This window comes from Pseudoalteromonas sp. GB56 (genome assembly GCF_054923835.1).
Genome location: NZ_JBPCHK010000001.1, coordinates 170,144 through 184,432, shown reverse-complemented (window position 1 = coordinate 184,432; position 14,289 = coordinate 170,144). Strand labels below are relative to the sequence as shown.

At 45.2% G+C, this 14,289-nt stretch carries 12 protein-coding genes and 1 pseudogene; 7 read left to right on the top strand and 6 right to left on the bottom strand.

The genetic code is table 11. The features are described from left to right. Positions 1–9: 9 nt before the first annotated feature. Positions 10–225, bottom strand: a complete 216-nt coding sequence (locus tag ACH19P_RS00865; RefSeq protein WP_462156669.1) for a SlyX family protein — start codon at positions 223–225, stop codon at positions 10–12. Beyond that, positions 222–1,208 carry a WD40 repeat domain-containing protein gene (locus ACH19P_RS00860; RefSeq protein ID WP_462156667.1) on the bottom strand — a complete coding sequence of 329 codons (987 nt, stop codon included), beginning with the start codon at positions 1,206–1,208 and terminating at the stop codon, positions 222–224. Before ACH19P_RS00860 ends, ACH19P_RS00865 begins: the two co-directional genes overlap by 4 nt. 219 nt (positions 1,209–1,427) lie before the next feature. Between ACH19P_RS00860 and fkpA the strand changes: the two are divergent. After that, a pseudogene (fkpA, locus tag ACH19P_RS00855) lies at positions 1,428–2,187 on the top strand (FKBP-type peptidyl-prolyl cis-trans isomerase). Between the two features lie 54 nt (positions 2,188–2,241). Here the strand turns inward: fkpA and rsd are convergent. Next, positions 2,242–2,709 carry a sigma D regulator gene (gene rsd / locus ACH19P_RS00850; RefSeq protein WP_462156666.1) on the bottom strand — a complete coding sequence of 156 codons (468 nt, stop codon included), beginning with the start codon at positions 2,707–2,709 and terminating at the stop codon, positions 2,242–2,244. Between the two features lie 622 nt (positions 2,710–3,331). Here rsd and hemE point away from each other — a divergent pair. After that, positions 3,332–4,396, top strand: coding sequence for a uroporphyrinogen decarboxylase (hemE, locus tag ACH19P_RS00845; protein ID WP_462156665.1), 1,065 nt, complete (start codon positions 3,332–3,334; stop codon positions 4,394–4,396). Between the two features lie 47 nt (positions 4,397–4,443). Here the strand turns inward: hemE and ACH19P_RS00840 are convergent, their stop codons facing one another. From ACH19P_RS00840 to ACH19P_RS00830, 3 genes are all read right to left on the bottom strand, one after another. Then, a complete protein-coding gene (locus tag ACH19P_RS00840; RefSeq protein ID WP_462156664.1) occupies positions 4,444–5,820 on the bottom strand; it encodes a TonB family protein in 1,377 nt (458 codons plus the stop codon). Between the two features lie 130 nt (positions 5,821–5,950). Next, entirely contained in the window at positions 5,951–7,384 is a 1,434-nt protein-coding gene (gene sthA, locus ACH19P_RS00835) for a Si-specific NAD(P)(+) transhydrogenase (RefSeq protein WP_462156663.1), read from the bottom strand. 17 nt (positions 7,385–7,401) lie between these two features. Next, a complete protein-coding gene (locus tag ACH19P_RS00830; protein WP_462156662.1) occupies positions 7,402–8,532 on the bottom strand; it encodes an acyl-CoA desaturase in 1,131 nt (376 codons plus the stop codon). Positions 8,533–8,631: 99 nt separating this feature from the next. On the opposite strand from ACH19P_RS00830, the gene fabR reads away from it, so the two are divergent. The 5 genes from fabR to leuD all read left to right on the top strand — a co-directional run bounded on the left by fabR (position 8,632) and on the right by leuD (position 14,267). Further along, positions 8,632–9,246 carry an HTH-type transcriptional repressor FabR gene (gene fabR, locus ACH19P_RS00825; RefSeq protein ID WP_462156661.1) on the top strand — a complete coding sequence of 205 codons (615 nt, stop codon included), beginning with the start codon at positions 8,632–8,634 and terminating at the stop codon, positions 9,244–9,246. Positions 9,247–9,635: 389 nt separating this feature from the next. Beyond that, positions 9,636–11,183: a 2-isopropylmalate synthase gene (leuA, locus tag ACH19P_RS00820; RefSeq protein ID WP_462156660.1), complete on the top strand. Its 1,548-nt coding sequence runs from the start codon at positions 9,636–9,638 to the stop codon at positions 11,181–11,183. Beyond that, positions 11,180–12,256, top strand: coding sequence for a 3-isopropylmalate dehydrogenase (gene leuB, locus ACH19P_RS00815; protein WP_462156659.1), 1,077 nt, complete (start codon positions 11,180–11,182; stop codon positions 12,254–12,256). Before leuA ends, leuB begins: the two co-directional genes overlap by 4 nt. Before the next feature lie 11 nt (positions 12,257–12,267). Further along, positions 12,268–13,668: a 3-isopropylmalate dehydratase large subunit gene (gene leuC, locus ACH19P_RS00810; RefSeq protein ID WP_462156657.1), complete on the top strand. Its 1,401-nt coding sequence runs from the start codon at positions 12,268–12,270 to the stop codon at positions 13,666–13,668. Continuing rightward, positions 13,668–14,267, top strand: a complete 600-nt coding sequence (gene leuD / locus ACH19P_RS00805; RefSeq protein ID WP_462156656.1) for a 3-isopropylmalate dehydratase small subunit — start codon at positions 13,668–13,670, stop codon at positions 14,265–14,267. The genes leuC and leuD overlap by 1 nt, the downstream gene beginning before the upstream one ends. Positions 14,268–14,289 lie beyond the last annotated feature (22 nt).

Here is a 14,289-nt window from a genome sequence, read left to right as displayed (position 1 = left end):
CCACAGGTATCAATAATGCGGTGGGGGCGGCTCTTGCTCCTGCGGCATCAATGATGAACCACCTTGCACTTCTTTTAATTTTTCGCCTAGTAATTCCATCTGACGGCGCATTTTCGCCATTTGTTGTTGGTGTGCTTTGAGCTCGTCATTAAGAATATCAATCGTTTCATCTTGAAATGACACCTTAGCTTCAAGGCTCTCAATACGTGCTTCTAGGTTATTCATTTGCTTCTCTTAATCTCAAAATACTCAGACAGACCACTTGAACTTTCAGTGATCAACTGATTGTTACCTGCAAACGCAACAGCGAACACCACCGCAGACTTTGGTTGGCTGTGTTCTCTTGCTGCTACAAGGTAGTCTAAAACACGCTCGCCAGTGTCGATGTTCCACAATGCTAGCTCACGGCTGGGCGATCCAGTGGCAAGCCATTTGGCGTCATCTGAAAAACGTACGGCACTGAAAATTTTCTGACGGGCAATATACTGCAAATTACTGTGTTGCGCACCTGTTGTAAGGTCCCAAATAATGGCTTGTTTCTTACTCCCAGCAGTGAATGCGAAGCGAGCTTGTGGATCCAAGGCCACTTGCGTTACACGGCTGGCATGGTTAAAGCGATACACAACTTGGCCTGTGCGGGTATCCCACAAATAAGCACTGTAGTCGTTGCCGCCTGTGAGGGCATAAAATCCGTTAGGGGACAGTGCAACAGCGTTTATTTTCTCTTGATGACCTAAAAACTCAATTCGTCTACCCGTTTCTAAATCTACGTGTACGGCGACGCCGTCGGCACGGCCATACAGCACGTATCTGCCTTCTTTACTGATGGCAATATCGCGAATGTGGGATTTATCTATTTGGTAATAACCGCGATTTTCGCCACTGGCCAAATCCCAAACCGCAAATTGGTCTTTGGTTGCTGTTACAGCGGCGCTACTGTCAGGGGCGATATCCAGCGCAATAACCAGATTCTGTTCATCTTCGCTGAGATACCATTGAAATTTTAGTGCATTGACTTGATTGTCCCACACGGCGACACCATGTTCTACTGTAGACACGAGGCTGTAATGACCATCGCTAGAAAGTGCCGCATCATACGCGCCGCTTGCGGCATGAGGGTATTGTTTTATGGCGTCAGACTGCTGTGGCTGGCATGCAATTGTGAGGCTTATCAAAGATGTAACGATCAGTGTGCGAATAATTCTCATAAATTTGCAGGTGTCCCTTAACTCTGCCGTCTCAAGCAGTTAGACTAGGTGTCGTGATTCAAATGAATCAAGGATATTTTTCTAATTATTTCATTAAAGTAATTAGAAAAACAGCCTCATGCTGGAGTTGGAATATTAGCTCAAATCTGTTTTGATGCTGTTATTCAAAATTTAGTTTTGTAACCCAAAATTGGCAACCTATTGTTGCTGGAGATAAGTATGAAGAAAACAATCAAGCTATCGCTTGTTGCGGCCTCAGTGTTGGCCCTAACAGCGTGTAATCAAGAAGCTGCTAAGCAAGAAGTAAAAGAAGTAAAACTAGAAACTGAAGCACAGCAGCAAGCATACGGCATCGGTGCCTCTGTTGGTACTTACCTTAACCAAGATATGGCTGACAAAAAAGAGCTAGGAATTGCACTTGACCAAGAGCTAATGATCCGTGGCTTCCAAGATGCCCTAGCTGGCCAGAGCAAACTGGACGAAGAGAAAATCCGTGAAGTGCTAACTGCACTTGATGCATCTGTTCGTACTAAGCAACAAGAAGCTGCTACAGCCGCCGCTGAACAGAACAAAGCAGAAGGTGAAAAATTCCTAGCTGAAAACGCGCAAAAAGAAGGCGTTACAGTGACTGAGTCAGGCCTTCAATACGAAGTACTAACTGCAGGCGAAGGTGAAAAGCCAGCTGAAACTGATACAGTAAAAGTACACTACAAAGGTACGCTTCTAGACGGTTCTGAGTTCGACAGCTCATACTCTCGTAACGAACCTACAAGCTTCCCACTTAACCGTGTTATCCCTGGTTGGACTGAAGGTCTTCAGTTAATGCCAGTGGGTGCTAAGTACAAGTTTACTATTCCTTCTGATTCTTGCTTACGGTGAGCGTGATCTAGGTAAGATTCCAGCAAATTCAACGCTTGTTTTTGAAGTTGAGTTGCTTGAAATCGTTAAGCCGCAAACTGAAGCTGCTGATTCTGAGTAATCGGTAGTTAAAAAAAGCCCCGCTCGTGAGCGGGGCTTTTTTGTGCGTATTGAATTATGTGTGATTTGTATAGAGGTTGTGAATGAGTTCATCCTCTAATTCAAAACGAGTGCTGAGCGCTTCACCTAATTTAGATAGGTCGTTATCAAAATTCTCCAACAAATCATCGCTCTTAGTTTCCGCGTAACTATCATTAAAGTCTAAAGCGATGTCTGTAGTCGCTGAAATTTGTGGGTATAAAGATTGAGCTAATTTCAGGCTGTCTTCGCCCCGACTTTCGCATTGTTTGACAATGTCATCGTAAATTTCGAAATGCCCAGCTGAGAGGTAATCCATTAGCAACTGACAAAAACATTGGATGCTTGCTTGCTCTGGTAGTGCTTGATCATGCTTAGTGTTATGAGGTGTACCCGCTAAGCCACAAAATTGCACGAGTAGCTCTTGGCGATCCGCTAACCACTTGTCTATGACGCTGTGGCTGCCGCCCCATTTTTCTTGTGCCTGTTCCAACTGTGATAACATCTTTTTCTCCTACCCCCCGGTTGGCTATACCCCTATAAAAAGGAAATATCGCTCAAAGGTCAACCTATTTTTGCTAAATAATTGTTTCAATTGATAACATGTAATGTTAATAGGAACAGGGGTGAGATCGGTTATCAGAAAAAGAAAAAGCCACCGCAATGGGTGGCCGAATTTCTTTAGCAGTCTCGTCAAGCGAGCTTCTTTTTATTTTTTTGTTCTAACTTTTTATTGTTATTCTCTAGAACGGCATTAGTTATACCAAGGTCGTATAAGGCTTGCAAGTTTTTTAACAAAAAAATTTACATTTTTTTATAATTAATAGGTGGTCGTTCTGCTCAAAATGGCTGTAAGGGCCGTAATAACTGGTTTTTTAAGCTCTCGGTAGTTGTATGTAAGGTGTTGTTAAATATTAACAAATGAGTGCGACCAGCAATTTCTCATATCCGCTGTTCCGTGCTTTGCAGAGCATTTTCGCCATACGAAGTGCTTTGCTTGATATATATACTCGATGTGTGTGTCTTTTTTATTTCGCGAATGTACATTTCAATGATTTATTTCATCATCGTGAACTTTGGTTGTGGTAGAATTATCGACAATTGAGTTTGAATCGAAGAGTTACGCCATGAGCGAATTAAAAAATGATCTCTACTTACGCGCTTTAGCGAAGCAGCCAGTTGATAAAACACCGGTATGGATGATGCGTCAAGCAGGGCGTTATTTACCTGAATATCGTGCGACACGAAGCCAGGCTGGTGACTTTATGAGTTTGTGTAAGAACGCTGAACTTGCCTGTGAAGTAACCTTGCAACCTTTGCGTCGTTATCCACTAGACGCAGCCATTTTGTTTAGCGACATATTAACGATTCCAGATGCAATGGGCTTGGGTTTATATTTTGAAACGGGTGAGGGCCCTAAATTTGAGCGTCCTGTTTCAAGCTATGAAGACGTAGCAAAAATTGCTATCCCAGATCCGGAAGATGAGCTCGGTTACGTTATGAACGCCGTGCGTACGATTCGCCGCGAACTTAAGGGTGAAGTGCCGTTAATTGGTTTTTCGGGTTCTCCTTGGACTCTAGCAACTTATATGGTTGAAGGCGGCAGCAGCAAGACTTTTGGCAAGATTAAAAAGATGGCGTTTGCTGAGCCAAAAACTCTGCACCTATTGCTCGACAAACTTGCTGACTCAGTTACTAGCTATCTAAACGCGCAAGTGAAAGCGGGTGCGCAATCATTGATGATCTTCGACTCATGGGGTGGGGTACTAAGCCCTCGCGATTACGAAGAGTTCTCGCTGCGTTACATGCATAAGATTGTTGATGGTTTAATTCGTGAAAATGATGGCCGTAAAGTGCCTGTGACTTTATTCACTAAGAGTGGTGGTCAGTGGATTGAGAAAATTGCAGCGACTGGCTGTGATGCAATCGGCCTAGATTGGACTATCGATATTGCTGACGCTAAACGCCGTGTGGGCGATAAAGTTGCGTTACAAGGCAATATGGACCCTTCAATGTTGCACGCTTCGCCTGAACGCATTCGTGAAGAAGTGGCATCAATCTTAGCGGGTTTTGGTAACGGCAGTGGCCACGTATTCAACCTTGGCCATGGTATAACTCCTGATGTAGACCCTGAACATGCTGGTGCGTTTATTAACGCTGTGCACGAATTAAGTGCTCAATACCACAAGTAAAAATAAAAAAGCCCGCATCAGCGGGCTTTTTTAATATCATATAATTCTTAATAGATTAGGCTAGTGCCATTGGCCATCATGGATGCGCGGCCTTCCATTAATTCTAAGTAATTCTGCGTTGGCCAGTTACGACGCTTTGCTTCATCATACGCTTGCTTAAGGTACTTTTCACCTTGTTGCATGTGACCGAGCTCGCTGTAAGCAACACCTAATACCGATAATAACACTGGGTTGTTCGGCGCTTCGGCACGAGCTAACTCTGCGTATTTGACTGCTTCTTCGTAATCACGAATCGATTCTTTGTCAGCAAAGGCAAGTAATTTTGCGTAGGCAATCATTGCAGGAAGATACTGATTGTGCGTTGCAGCTTTTAGGATCTCAGCGGCTTTTTCTAAGTTGTAGTGAACCGTCTCATAGTCAAGCAGCTTGTTGGCTAGCTGGTATTGCGCGCGCTCATTACCACTGTCGCTCGCTACTTCTAGCCAATTAAATGCCTTCTTCTTATCAGCCTTACAGGCTGTACCGTATTCAAAGCAACGCACTAACCATAATTGTGCATCATAGTTGCCGTTGACCGCTGCACGGTAATACCAATCTAGGTAATCTTCAGTACTGCCTTCAATTAAGTCAGCCTCTAGCATCATGGCATAACGCGCTTGAGCGTAGTTATTGCCTTTGTCTGCAAGAGCTTTTAGTTTGCCAGCGTATTCTAACTTTTGATCTTCATATTCACGACGGTAGTTACCCTTAGACGCCTTGTGCTCAAATGTATGAGTCAAATCAAAGACAGCTTGCGGTTCACCGCTGTAGTCATTGGGCACATTGAATTGCCATTGTGCAATGGCTTCTAGAGCGGCTTCATCAATGACGTCTTTCGGGAATGAGGCAATCACGCGTGCGTTAATTACTTTGCCTTGTTGATTTACGTCGAAACTGACTGTTGACCATGCACTCAAAGAAGAAGAGTTTTCACCGTAACTAGGAGCTTCTTTACTTTTTACAGTGATATAGCGAGCATCATGCCCTGATTTATCACGCACGGGCGCTAACAAGTTTTGATGTTTGTCATAGCCATATTCAAACGCCAATGCTTTGTAGCGATCTTTGCCGTCTTTGCGAGAAGGGATTTGGCTACGGATGGTTTTATAGTTTTCTTTAGCGGCTTCATTTCCATAGTCGATCGCTAACATGTACCAAGAAAAAGCATCGTAAATATTTTGTTCCGTTCCTAAGCCTTGCTCATACATCTTTGCTAGCTCATACATAGCATCTGCATGACCTTGGTGGGCAAGTTTTTTAAATTCAGAAAATGCTTGATCATATTCTGATTTATTTAAGTCTTTCATCGCGCTGGAGTAATCAGCTAATGTGGCAAAACTTGCTAGACTAAGCGCTGCGCATAGACCAAAAGTACGAATTTTCATTCCCTTTACCTACTTTTTCTTCTTATATCACCGAGTTTACAAGAATTTTACAGTTGAACAAGGGATGAATAATAAAAAATGAGCGATAAGCTCATTTTTTAAAGTATATGAATTCGTTATTTAATCTATATCAAACAAGGCGATTTAGGCCGTTAAGTGCCGCAACCCGGTACGCCTCGGCCATTGTGGGGTAATTGAACGTAGTGTTCACAAAATACTCAACGTTGTTGCCGCCATTCTTTTGTTCCATGATTGCTTGCCCGATGTGAACAATCTCAGAGGCGCGTTCGCCAAAACAATGTACGCCAAGCACTTCTTTCGTTTCACTGTGGAACAAAATCTTCAGACTTCCCACGTCTGTACCTGCAATTTGAGCGCGAGCAAGGTGCTTAAACTGAGCACGACCTACTTCATAAGGTATTCTTGCGGCGGTAAGCTGTTGTTCGGTTTTGCCCACTGAACTCATTTCCGGAATAGTGTAAATACCGGCTGGAATATCAATGATCAGCTTTTCACTGCATTGACCATGAACAATTGCGTCGGCGCAAATACGGCCTTGGTCAAAGGCAGCGCTGGCTAGGCTCGGGTAGCCAATAACGTCACCCACGGCGTAAATGTTCTCAACTTCGGTCTGATAACTTTCGTTAACGCGCAGTTGGCCACGACTATCAGACTTCAAACCAACAGCATCAAGATTTAATGTGTCCGTGTTACCTGTGCGGCCGTTAGCAAATAACAAACAATCAGCTTTGACGCGCTTTCCTGACTTCATATGCATGATGATGCCATCATCACGTGTTTCAACACGTTCAAACTCTTCATTATGGCGAATAAAAATCCCGCTATTCCAAAAGTGGTAACTCAACGCATCGGAGATTTCATCATCCATAAACGCCAGAAGTTTGTCACGCGTGTTGACCAAATCTACTTTAGTGCCTAACCCTTTAAAAATGGAGGCATATTCACAACCGATGACGCCCGCGCCATAAATAAGAATACGTTGCGGATCATGCTGTAAGTTTAATATGGTGTCGCTGTCGTACACACGAGAGTGTGTAAAGTCAATTTCCGCTGGACGGTATGGACGTGAACCGGTAGCGATAACTATGGTTGGTGCTGTAAGTTGTTCAAAGGAACCATCTTGATGGCGCACATTAATCGTGTGTTTATCGACAAAGCTCGCATCACCTTGGAATAGATCAATGCGATTACGCTCATAAAAGCTACTGCGCAAACTCGACTGTTTAGAAATCACAGCACTACTGTGCTTCAAGATATCAGGAAATGTTAGTCTTCCTGGGCGCTCATTGATATGAAACAACGGGTTTGCTTTGTACTCAATGTAACGACTCACGGAGTGGCGCAGGGCTTTTGACGGAATCGTTCCCCAATGCACGCAGCCGCCCCCTACATCTCGTTGACGCTCAATAACAGCGACTTTCTTGTTACTTTTAGCTAGGTTCATGGCGGTACCTTCACCGCCAGGACCCGTACCAATGATGATAGCGTCGTAGTTGTATGACGCTTCAGGCTCGACATGCTTGCTTGCTTTTTGCTTTGCCACGGTGACTCCTTGGGGCATTAACAATGTGCCTTACGCAAGCGCGAGTTGAGTTCTAACCAAGCTTGCTTTTGTAATTGCCAGGCACTTTCTAATTCATGGTATTGCTTCATTAAAGCGGATTTTTCACATTGTTGCAGCATTGAATTCTTTTTAGCTTCAATAACCTGCTTTTGTACATAGCAGAAGTGTTGCAACTTCTTCAGCAACATATCATATTCGCTTTGTAAAAGAGCAAGTTTGTCTTGCGCACTTTCAATGGCAGCCAACTTCACTTGTGTTTTTGCCATCAAGGTTTGTGCTTTGGCTTGCTCAATGCGCTCAATGGGTGTGCGCTTCAGCTTTTTCGCAAGACCAAAAAATGCAAAAGAGCGAATCATCCACTTTGTAGGATCGTAGTGCCACCAACGAATGCCATTACGATAATCACTCGCAAAAATGTGGTGGAAATTGTGATAACCCTCGCCGTAAGTTAAGAAGGCTAAAAATGCATTGTCACGAGCGGTGTTCTTTTCCGTGTATGGACGAGTGCCCCAAATATGCGCCAGTGAGTTGATAAAGAAAGTGAAGTGTTGCGAAAGCACTAGGCGCAATAAGCCCGCGAGTAACAACATGCCGATAACATCACCGAAAATCATCCCTAATATTAGTGGCAGGCCAATGTTCATTAGCGCCACAAGCTTCATATAGTGACGGTGTTGCCACATGACGACCTTGTTTTTTTGTAAGTCGCGGGCGTTACTGTAATCACTGTATTTCTCACCTTGATAGTCTCTTAGCATCCAGCCAATGTGGCTATACCAAAAGCCTCGGGTCGCGGCATAGGGATCGGCGATAGGGTCATCGACTTTGCCGTGGTGAACGCGGTGGTCACTACTCCAATGCAGTGCGCTATTTTGCAGTGCAAACGCACCACCCAGAGCAAAAATGACTTCGATAGCAGGATGTGCCTCATAAGTCTTGTGCGCCCACAAACGGTGGTAACCTGCGGTAATCGAAAGCCCCGCGTAAAACATACAGGCAATAAATGCTATCCAATGCGAACTAGTGAATCCATAGGTCATCCCATACCAAGGAACAAGGGTGATAGCGGCCAAAAAAGAAAGGCTGAAGAACAGCACATTGACCCATAAAATAGGAGCTTTTTTCATGATAATTTAATCTCAGCGTACAACTGTACGCTAAAATAGAGGTTCAATCTCTTAGCGTCAAGTATTAGACTTGAGTTTTTAATCGCTTAGGTGGCAATCATGGCCGGAGTTCGAGCCCAGCAAAAATTGAAAACACGTCAAGCTTTGATCGAAGCGGCATTTAATCAGCTTAGTGCTGAGCATAGCTTCTCAAACTTGAGTCTGCGTGAAGTCGCTCGCGAAGCTGGCATTGCACCCACTTCCTTTTATCGACATTTCAAAGATATGAATGAGTTGGGTTTAACTATGGTTGATGAAGCAGGCTTAACGTTACGCCAGTTAATGCGCCAAGCGAGAAGACGAATCGCCAGCGGGGGCAGTGTTATTTCGACGTCTGTATTGACCTTCATGGAGTTCATCGACAATCAACCAAACCAATTTAGGCTGTTGCTGCGTGAACGCTCTGGCACATCAAAAGCATTTCGTTCAGCCGTTGCCCGAGAAATTAAACACTTCATTCTCGAACTTGCCCACTACCTAGAAAATGAAACGGGTTGTGACAGTCATCATGCTTACATGCAAGCAGAAGCGATGGTGACAATTGTATTTACATCCGGTGCTGAAGCGTTGGATATTGAGGGGCATTCCCGCGAAGAGTTGGTTGAACGCTTGATTTGGCAACTGCGTTATATTTCCTTCGGTGGCAACCATTACGCGCAAAAAACCAACAGTTAGTTGCTAGCTCGAAAATAAAATAGTCTTCACCATTTTCCATCAACACAGAGCTAGTCTCTGTGTTTTGCTTGCTTGTTCTGCATTAAAAATTCATATTCATTCTTATTTGGGAATTATAAGCCCTACAAAATTCCTGTTTTAACCGTTTGTTGGGAATTTTTATGCTTGCCAGTGTGCTCGGGTTAATGATAAAAATTAGCCAGCTTTACAAATAAAGAACACACATGATGCATTTTACTCAGCTAATTACACTTCTACTTAACCTGCTGCTCATTGAGCATCACCGCGGGGCGTAGTGTTATAGCTGTGTAAAAACACACAACGATAAGACCCCGCACTGAGCGGGGTTTTTTTATTTGTGCATCTGGCACTGAGAATGAGGACAAACAATGCAAGACAAGGTATGGATCTTCGACACCACATTACGAGACGGTGAGCAGGCGTTAAAAGCCAGTTTAACGGAAGATGACAAACTGCAACTCGCGCATGCAATTAGCCGTCTGAATGTGGATGTCATGGAGGTGGGTTTTCCTGTCTCCAGTCCTGCTGATTTCCGTGCGGTGCAGCGAATTGCAACCGAAGTACGCAAACCAGTCATTTGTGGTTTAGCTCGCGCGGTTGCAAAAGATATTGAAGCGTGTGGTGAAGCGCTTAAACCCGCTGAACGCGGTCGCATTCATACCTTTATTGCCACTTCTCCTTTGCATCTAGAGCATAAATTAAGAATGTCGTTAGACGATGCTACGGCTATGGCGGTTAAAGCGATTAAACAAGCCCGCAACTATACAGACGATGTTGAATTCTCTTGTGAAGATGCCGGTCGAACCCCTCATGCTGACTTATGCCGCATTGTTGAACGTGCGATTGATGCGGGTGCGAGCACCATCAACTTACCAGACACCGTCGGTTATGTAACGCCAGACGAATATGCGGCGATGATTCATCACTTAATGAACAATGTGCCAAATATTGATAAGGCACGCTTAAGTGTGCATTGCCACAACGATTTGGGTTTGGCGGTAGCTAACTCGATTGCTGCAGTCCAAGCGGGTGCGCGCCAAATTGAATGTACAGTCAATGGCATCGGTGAACGCGCTGGTAACTGTTCATTGGAAGAAGTGGCGATGATTATGAAAATGCGCCACGACCACCTAAAAGTGCATACCGATATTCGTAGCGAAGAAATCTATCGTGCTTCTCGTCAAGTAGCGAAGATTTGTAATATGCCTGTGCAGCCTAATAAAGCCATTGTTGGTGAGAATGCCTTCGCACACAGCTCGGGTATTCACCAAGACGGTGTGCTTAAGGCGCAAAACACCTATGAAATTATGTCGCCGGAAAGTGTGGGTGTTCCAAATAATCAATTAAATATGACGTCGCGCTCTGGTCGTCACGTTATTGAGCACCGTTTAAGAGAGCTAGGCTATCAAACTGATGACTATGATATGGATAGCCTGTATGAGAGCTTCTTAGAGTTGGCAGACCAAAAAGGCACAGTCTATGACTATGACCTTGAAGCCATGATCTACTTCAATCAAATCCGCGATAAAGACGACCACTATCAACTTAATTTTGTTAACTCTGCGTCGAATTCCCAGTCGGTAGCGAGCGCCACGATTGGTTTAAGTATCGCTGATGAGCAAAAACAAGAAGCGGCAACAGGTAATGGCCCTGTTGAAGCCTCTTTTGCTGCTTTGGCTCGGTTAACGGGGATGGAAGTTGAAGTGATTGAATATAACCTTGATGCAACAGGGCAGGGTGCCAGCTCACTCGGCCAAGTTGACATCATTGCCAAATACCAAGGGCGCACATACCACGGGGCAGGTTTAGCAGCAGACATCGTCGAAGCATCTGTTCATGCCATGGTGCGCGTTTACAACATTATTCATCGGGCACAACAGGTGTCTAGCTTAAAGCAACAAAGGAAAGCAGGATGAGTCAAAAGAATTACAGCATCGCCGTACTAGCAGGTGATGGTATTGGTCCAGAAGTTATGGCAGCCGCAGAGCAAGTATTAGCGGCAACGAGTAAAGAATTCGGTTTTTCTTTGAGTCTGCATCACCATAGCGTAGGCGGTTGTGCAATTGATGAGTTTGGTGAAGCGCTACCAGCAACAACATTAGCGGCTTGCGAGCAAGCCGACGCGATTTTGTTTGGTGCTGTTGGTGGCCCTAAGTGGGAAAACCTACCACCAGATCAACAACCTGAGCGTGCCTCTTTACTGCCGCTTCGTAAACATTTTGGATTGTTCTGCAATTTGCGCCCTGCGCAATTATTACCAGCGTTAAGCAGTTCATCACCACTGCGCCAAGATATCAGCGCGAATGGGTTCGATATTCTGTGTGTACGTGAATTAACAGGCGGTATCTACTTCGGTGAAAAAGGCCGCAGTGGAGAGGGTGAGCAAGAAACAGCATTTGATACGCAAACGTATTCACGTAAAGAAATCGAGCGCATCGCACGTTTCGCTTTTGAAGCCGCGCGTTTACGCCATAATCACGTTACCTCGGTTGATAAAGCAAACGTGCTGGCGACCAGCGTATTGTGGCGTGAAGTTGTGAATGAAGTGAGTAAAGAGTATCCGGATGTGACCTTAGATCATATTTACATCGATAATGCCGCGATGCAGCTAGTGAAACAGCCTAGCCAGTTTGATGTGTTGCTATGTGACAACTTGTTCGGCGACATACTTTCTGATGAGTGTGCGATGATCACCGGCTCAATGGGATTATTGCCATCGGCGAGTCTTAATCAGTCAGGTTTTGGTTTATATGAACCAGCTGGTGGCTCGGCGCCAGACATCGCAGGCAAAGGAGTGGCCAATCCAATCGCACAGATCTTAAGTGCCGCGCTGATGCTTCGTTACTCATTGGGTCAAGATGAAGCAGCAAGACGTATTGAAAAGGCTGTTGCCGAAGCGGTAGCCGCGGGTGTAGGAACGCCTGATATCTTCCCGAATGCAGGGTATACCACGCGTGACGTGGCTAATGCCATTGTTGAGCGTATTTAGAGGAGCGGGTCGTGGCAAATACTCTATATGACAAAATTTGGCATGCGCATACGGTTGCCAAAATCAATGAGCAGACAGACTTGCTTTATATTGACCGTCACCTTGTTCATGAGGTGACCTCTCCGCAAGCGTTTGCGGGCTTACGTGAAAAGAATCGCCCAGTGCGTTGCCCAGAAAAAACGTTCGCGACGATGGACCATAACGTTTCTACCAAAAGCCGCTCACTGGATGCAGCCAGTGAAGTTTCACGCAATCAGCTAATGGCCTTGGCGAAAAACTGTGAAGACTTCGGTATCGTTTTATATGATTTAAACTCGATTAATCAAGGTATTGTCCATGTAATGGGCCCTGAGCAAGGGATCACCTTACCGGGCACTACAATCGTGTGTGGTGACAGCCATACCTCCACGCACGGTGCTTTTGGTGCGTTAGCGCATGGTATCGGTACCTCTGAAGTGGAGCATGTACTTGCGACGCAAACATTGCAGCAGAAAAAAGCCAAGTCGTTAAAAATCCAAGTCAATGGTGTGTTACGTCCAACTGTTACTGCTAAAGATCTTATTATGGCGGTGATCGGTAAGTTGGGCACGGCAGGCGGCACGGGGTATGTTGCTGAGTTCTGTGGCACGGGCATAGAGGCGTTGTCGATGGAAGCGCGCATGACCCTGTGCAACATGAGCATTGAAATGGGGGCAAAAGCGGGTCTTATCGCGCCGGATGAGAAAACCTATGCCTACCTAGAGGGGCGTCCATTTGCGCCTAAAGGTCAGGATTTTATTAACGCAGTTGCCTACTGGCAAACCTTGCGCAGCGATGACGGTGCGGTCTTTGATAAAGTAGTTGAGCTAGATGCATCAGAAATCCAGCCGCAGATCACTTGGGGTACTAGCCCTGAGCAGGTCATTGGCGTGAATGATGTGATCCCAGACCCTGATAAAGAAAGCGACTTAATTAAAGCCGATGCGATTCGCAGCGCGTTGAAATACATGGACTTGCAACCTGGGCAAAGAATCAGTGATGTGAGTGTAGATACTGTGTTTATTGGTTCGTGCACCAACAGTCGTATTGAAGACTTGCGTGCCGCGGCGCACATTGTTCAAGGTAAACATGTCGCCTTAGGCATTGAAGCCTTAATCGTGCCGGGCTCAGGCTTGGTGAAGAAGCAAGCGGAAGACGAAGGTTTGGCAGACATATTCAAAGCTGCGGGTTTTGAATGGCGTGAACCGGGTTGCTCTATGTGTTTGGCGATGAATGATGACCGCCTAGAACCAGGTAAACGTTGCGCATCAACTTCAAACCGCAATTTTGAAGGTCGCCAAGGTCGAGGTGGGCGCACCCACTTAGTAAGCCCCGCTATGGCTGCAGCAGCAGCGATTGCAGGTCGTTTTGTAGATATTCAAGGAGAAGCCTAATGAGTAGTTATCATAGCGGCTTAGTGGCGCCATTGGATAAAAACAATGTCGACACAGACCAAATTATTCCAAAACAATTTTTAACGTCGACCAGTCGTGATGGCTTTGATAAAGCACTATTTTTCGACTGGCGTTACCTTGAAAATGGTGAACCGAATCCAGAGTTTGTGTTGAACTTTGAGCGCTATCAAGGTGCCACGATTTTGCTCAGCCGCGACAATTTTGGCTGTGGTTCATCACGTGAGCATGCACCTTGGGCACTAAAGCAATACGGTTTTGACATCATCATAGCCGAAAGTTTTGCCGATATCTTTTTTAATAACTGTGCCAATAACCAAATGTTGGCGATTGCGTTATCTAGTGAGCAACTCGATGCATTGTTTGCGTTGGCACAAGGGGATGCACCGTTAAACATTGATATCGACCTGCAAAACCAAGTGCTCCATAGCGACGCGTTCGAGCCGATTAGCTTCGATGTGCGTGCTGATATCAAAGAGCGTTTGTTAAGTGGTCTCGATTTTATTGGGGTGACTGAGCAGTACAACCCGCAAATTGATGCCTTTGAAAAACAACTGAACGAAGCGCGCCCTTGGCAATAGCGTCTGCAGGCCTCATCGCAAT

What these genes read in the sequence shown, in the direction of transcription:
- ACH19P_RS00865 (WP_462156669.1), bottom strand. Translation starts at nt 225, where the DNA reads ATGAATAACCTAGAAGCACGTATTGAGAGCCTTGAAGCTAAGGTGTCA.
- leuD (WP_462156656.1), top strand. Translation starts at nt 13,668, where the DNA reads ATGAGTAGTTATCATAGCGGCTTAGTGGCGCCATTGGATAAAAACAAT.
- fabR (WP_462156661.1), top strand. Translation starts at nt 8,632, where the DNA reads ATGGCCGGAGTTCGAGCCCAGCAAAAATTGAAAACACGTCAAGCTTTG.
- leuA (WP_462156660.1), top strand. Translation starts at nt 9,636, where the DNA reads ATGCAAGACAAGGTATGGATCTTCGACACCACATTACGAGACGGTGAG.
- ACH19P_RS00860 (WP_462156667.1), bottom strand. Translation starts at nt 1,208, where the DNA reads ATGAGAATTATTCGCACACTGATCGTTACATCTTTGATAAGCCTCACA.
- rsd (WP_462156666.1), bottom strand. Translation starts at nt 2,709, where the DNA reads ATGTTATCACAGTTGGAACAGGCACAAGAAAAATGGGGCGGCAGCCAC.
- leuB (WP_462156659.1), top strand. Translation starts at nt 11,180, where the DNA reads ATGAGTCAAAAGAATTACAGCATCGCCGTACTAGCAGGTGATGGTATT.
- ACH19P_RS00840 (WP_462156664.1), bottom strand. Translation starts at nt 5,820, where the DNA reads ATGAAAATTCGTACTTTTGGTCTATGCGCAGCGCTTAGTCTAGCAAGT.
- ACH19P_RS00830 (WP_462156662.1), bottom strand. Translation starts at nt 8,532, where the DNA reads ATGAAAAAAGCTCCTATTTTATGGGTCAATGTGCTGTTCTTCAGCCTT.
- hemE (WP_462156665.1), top strand. Translation starts at nt 3,332, where the DNA reads ATGAGCGAATTAAAAAATGATCTCTACTTACGCGCTTTAGCGAAGCAG.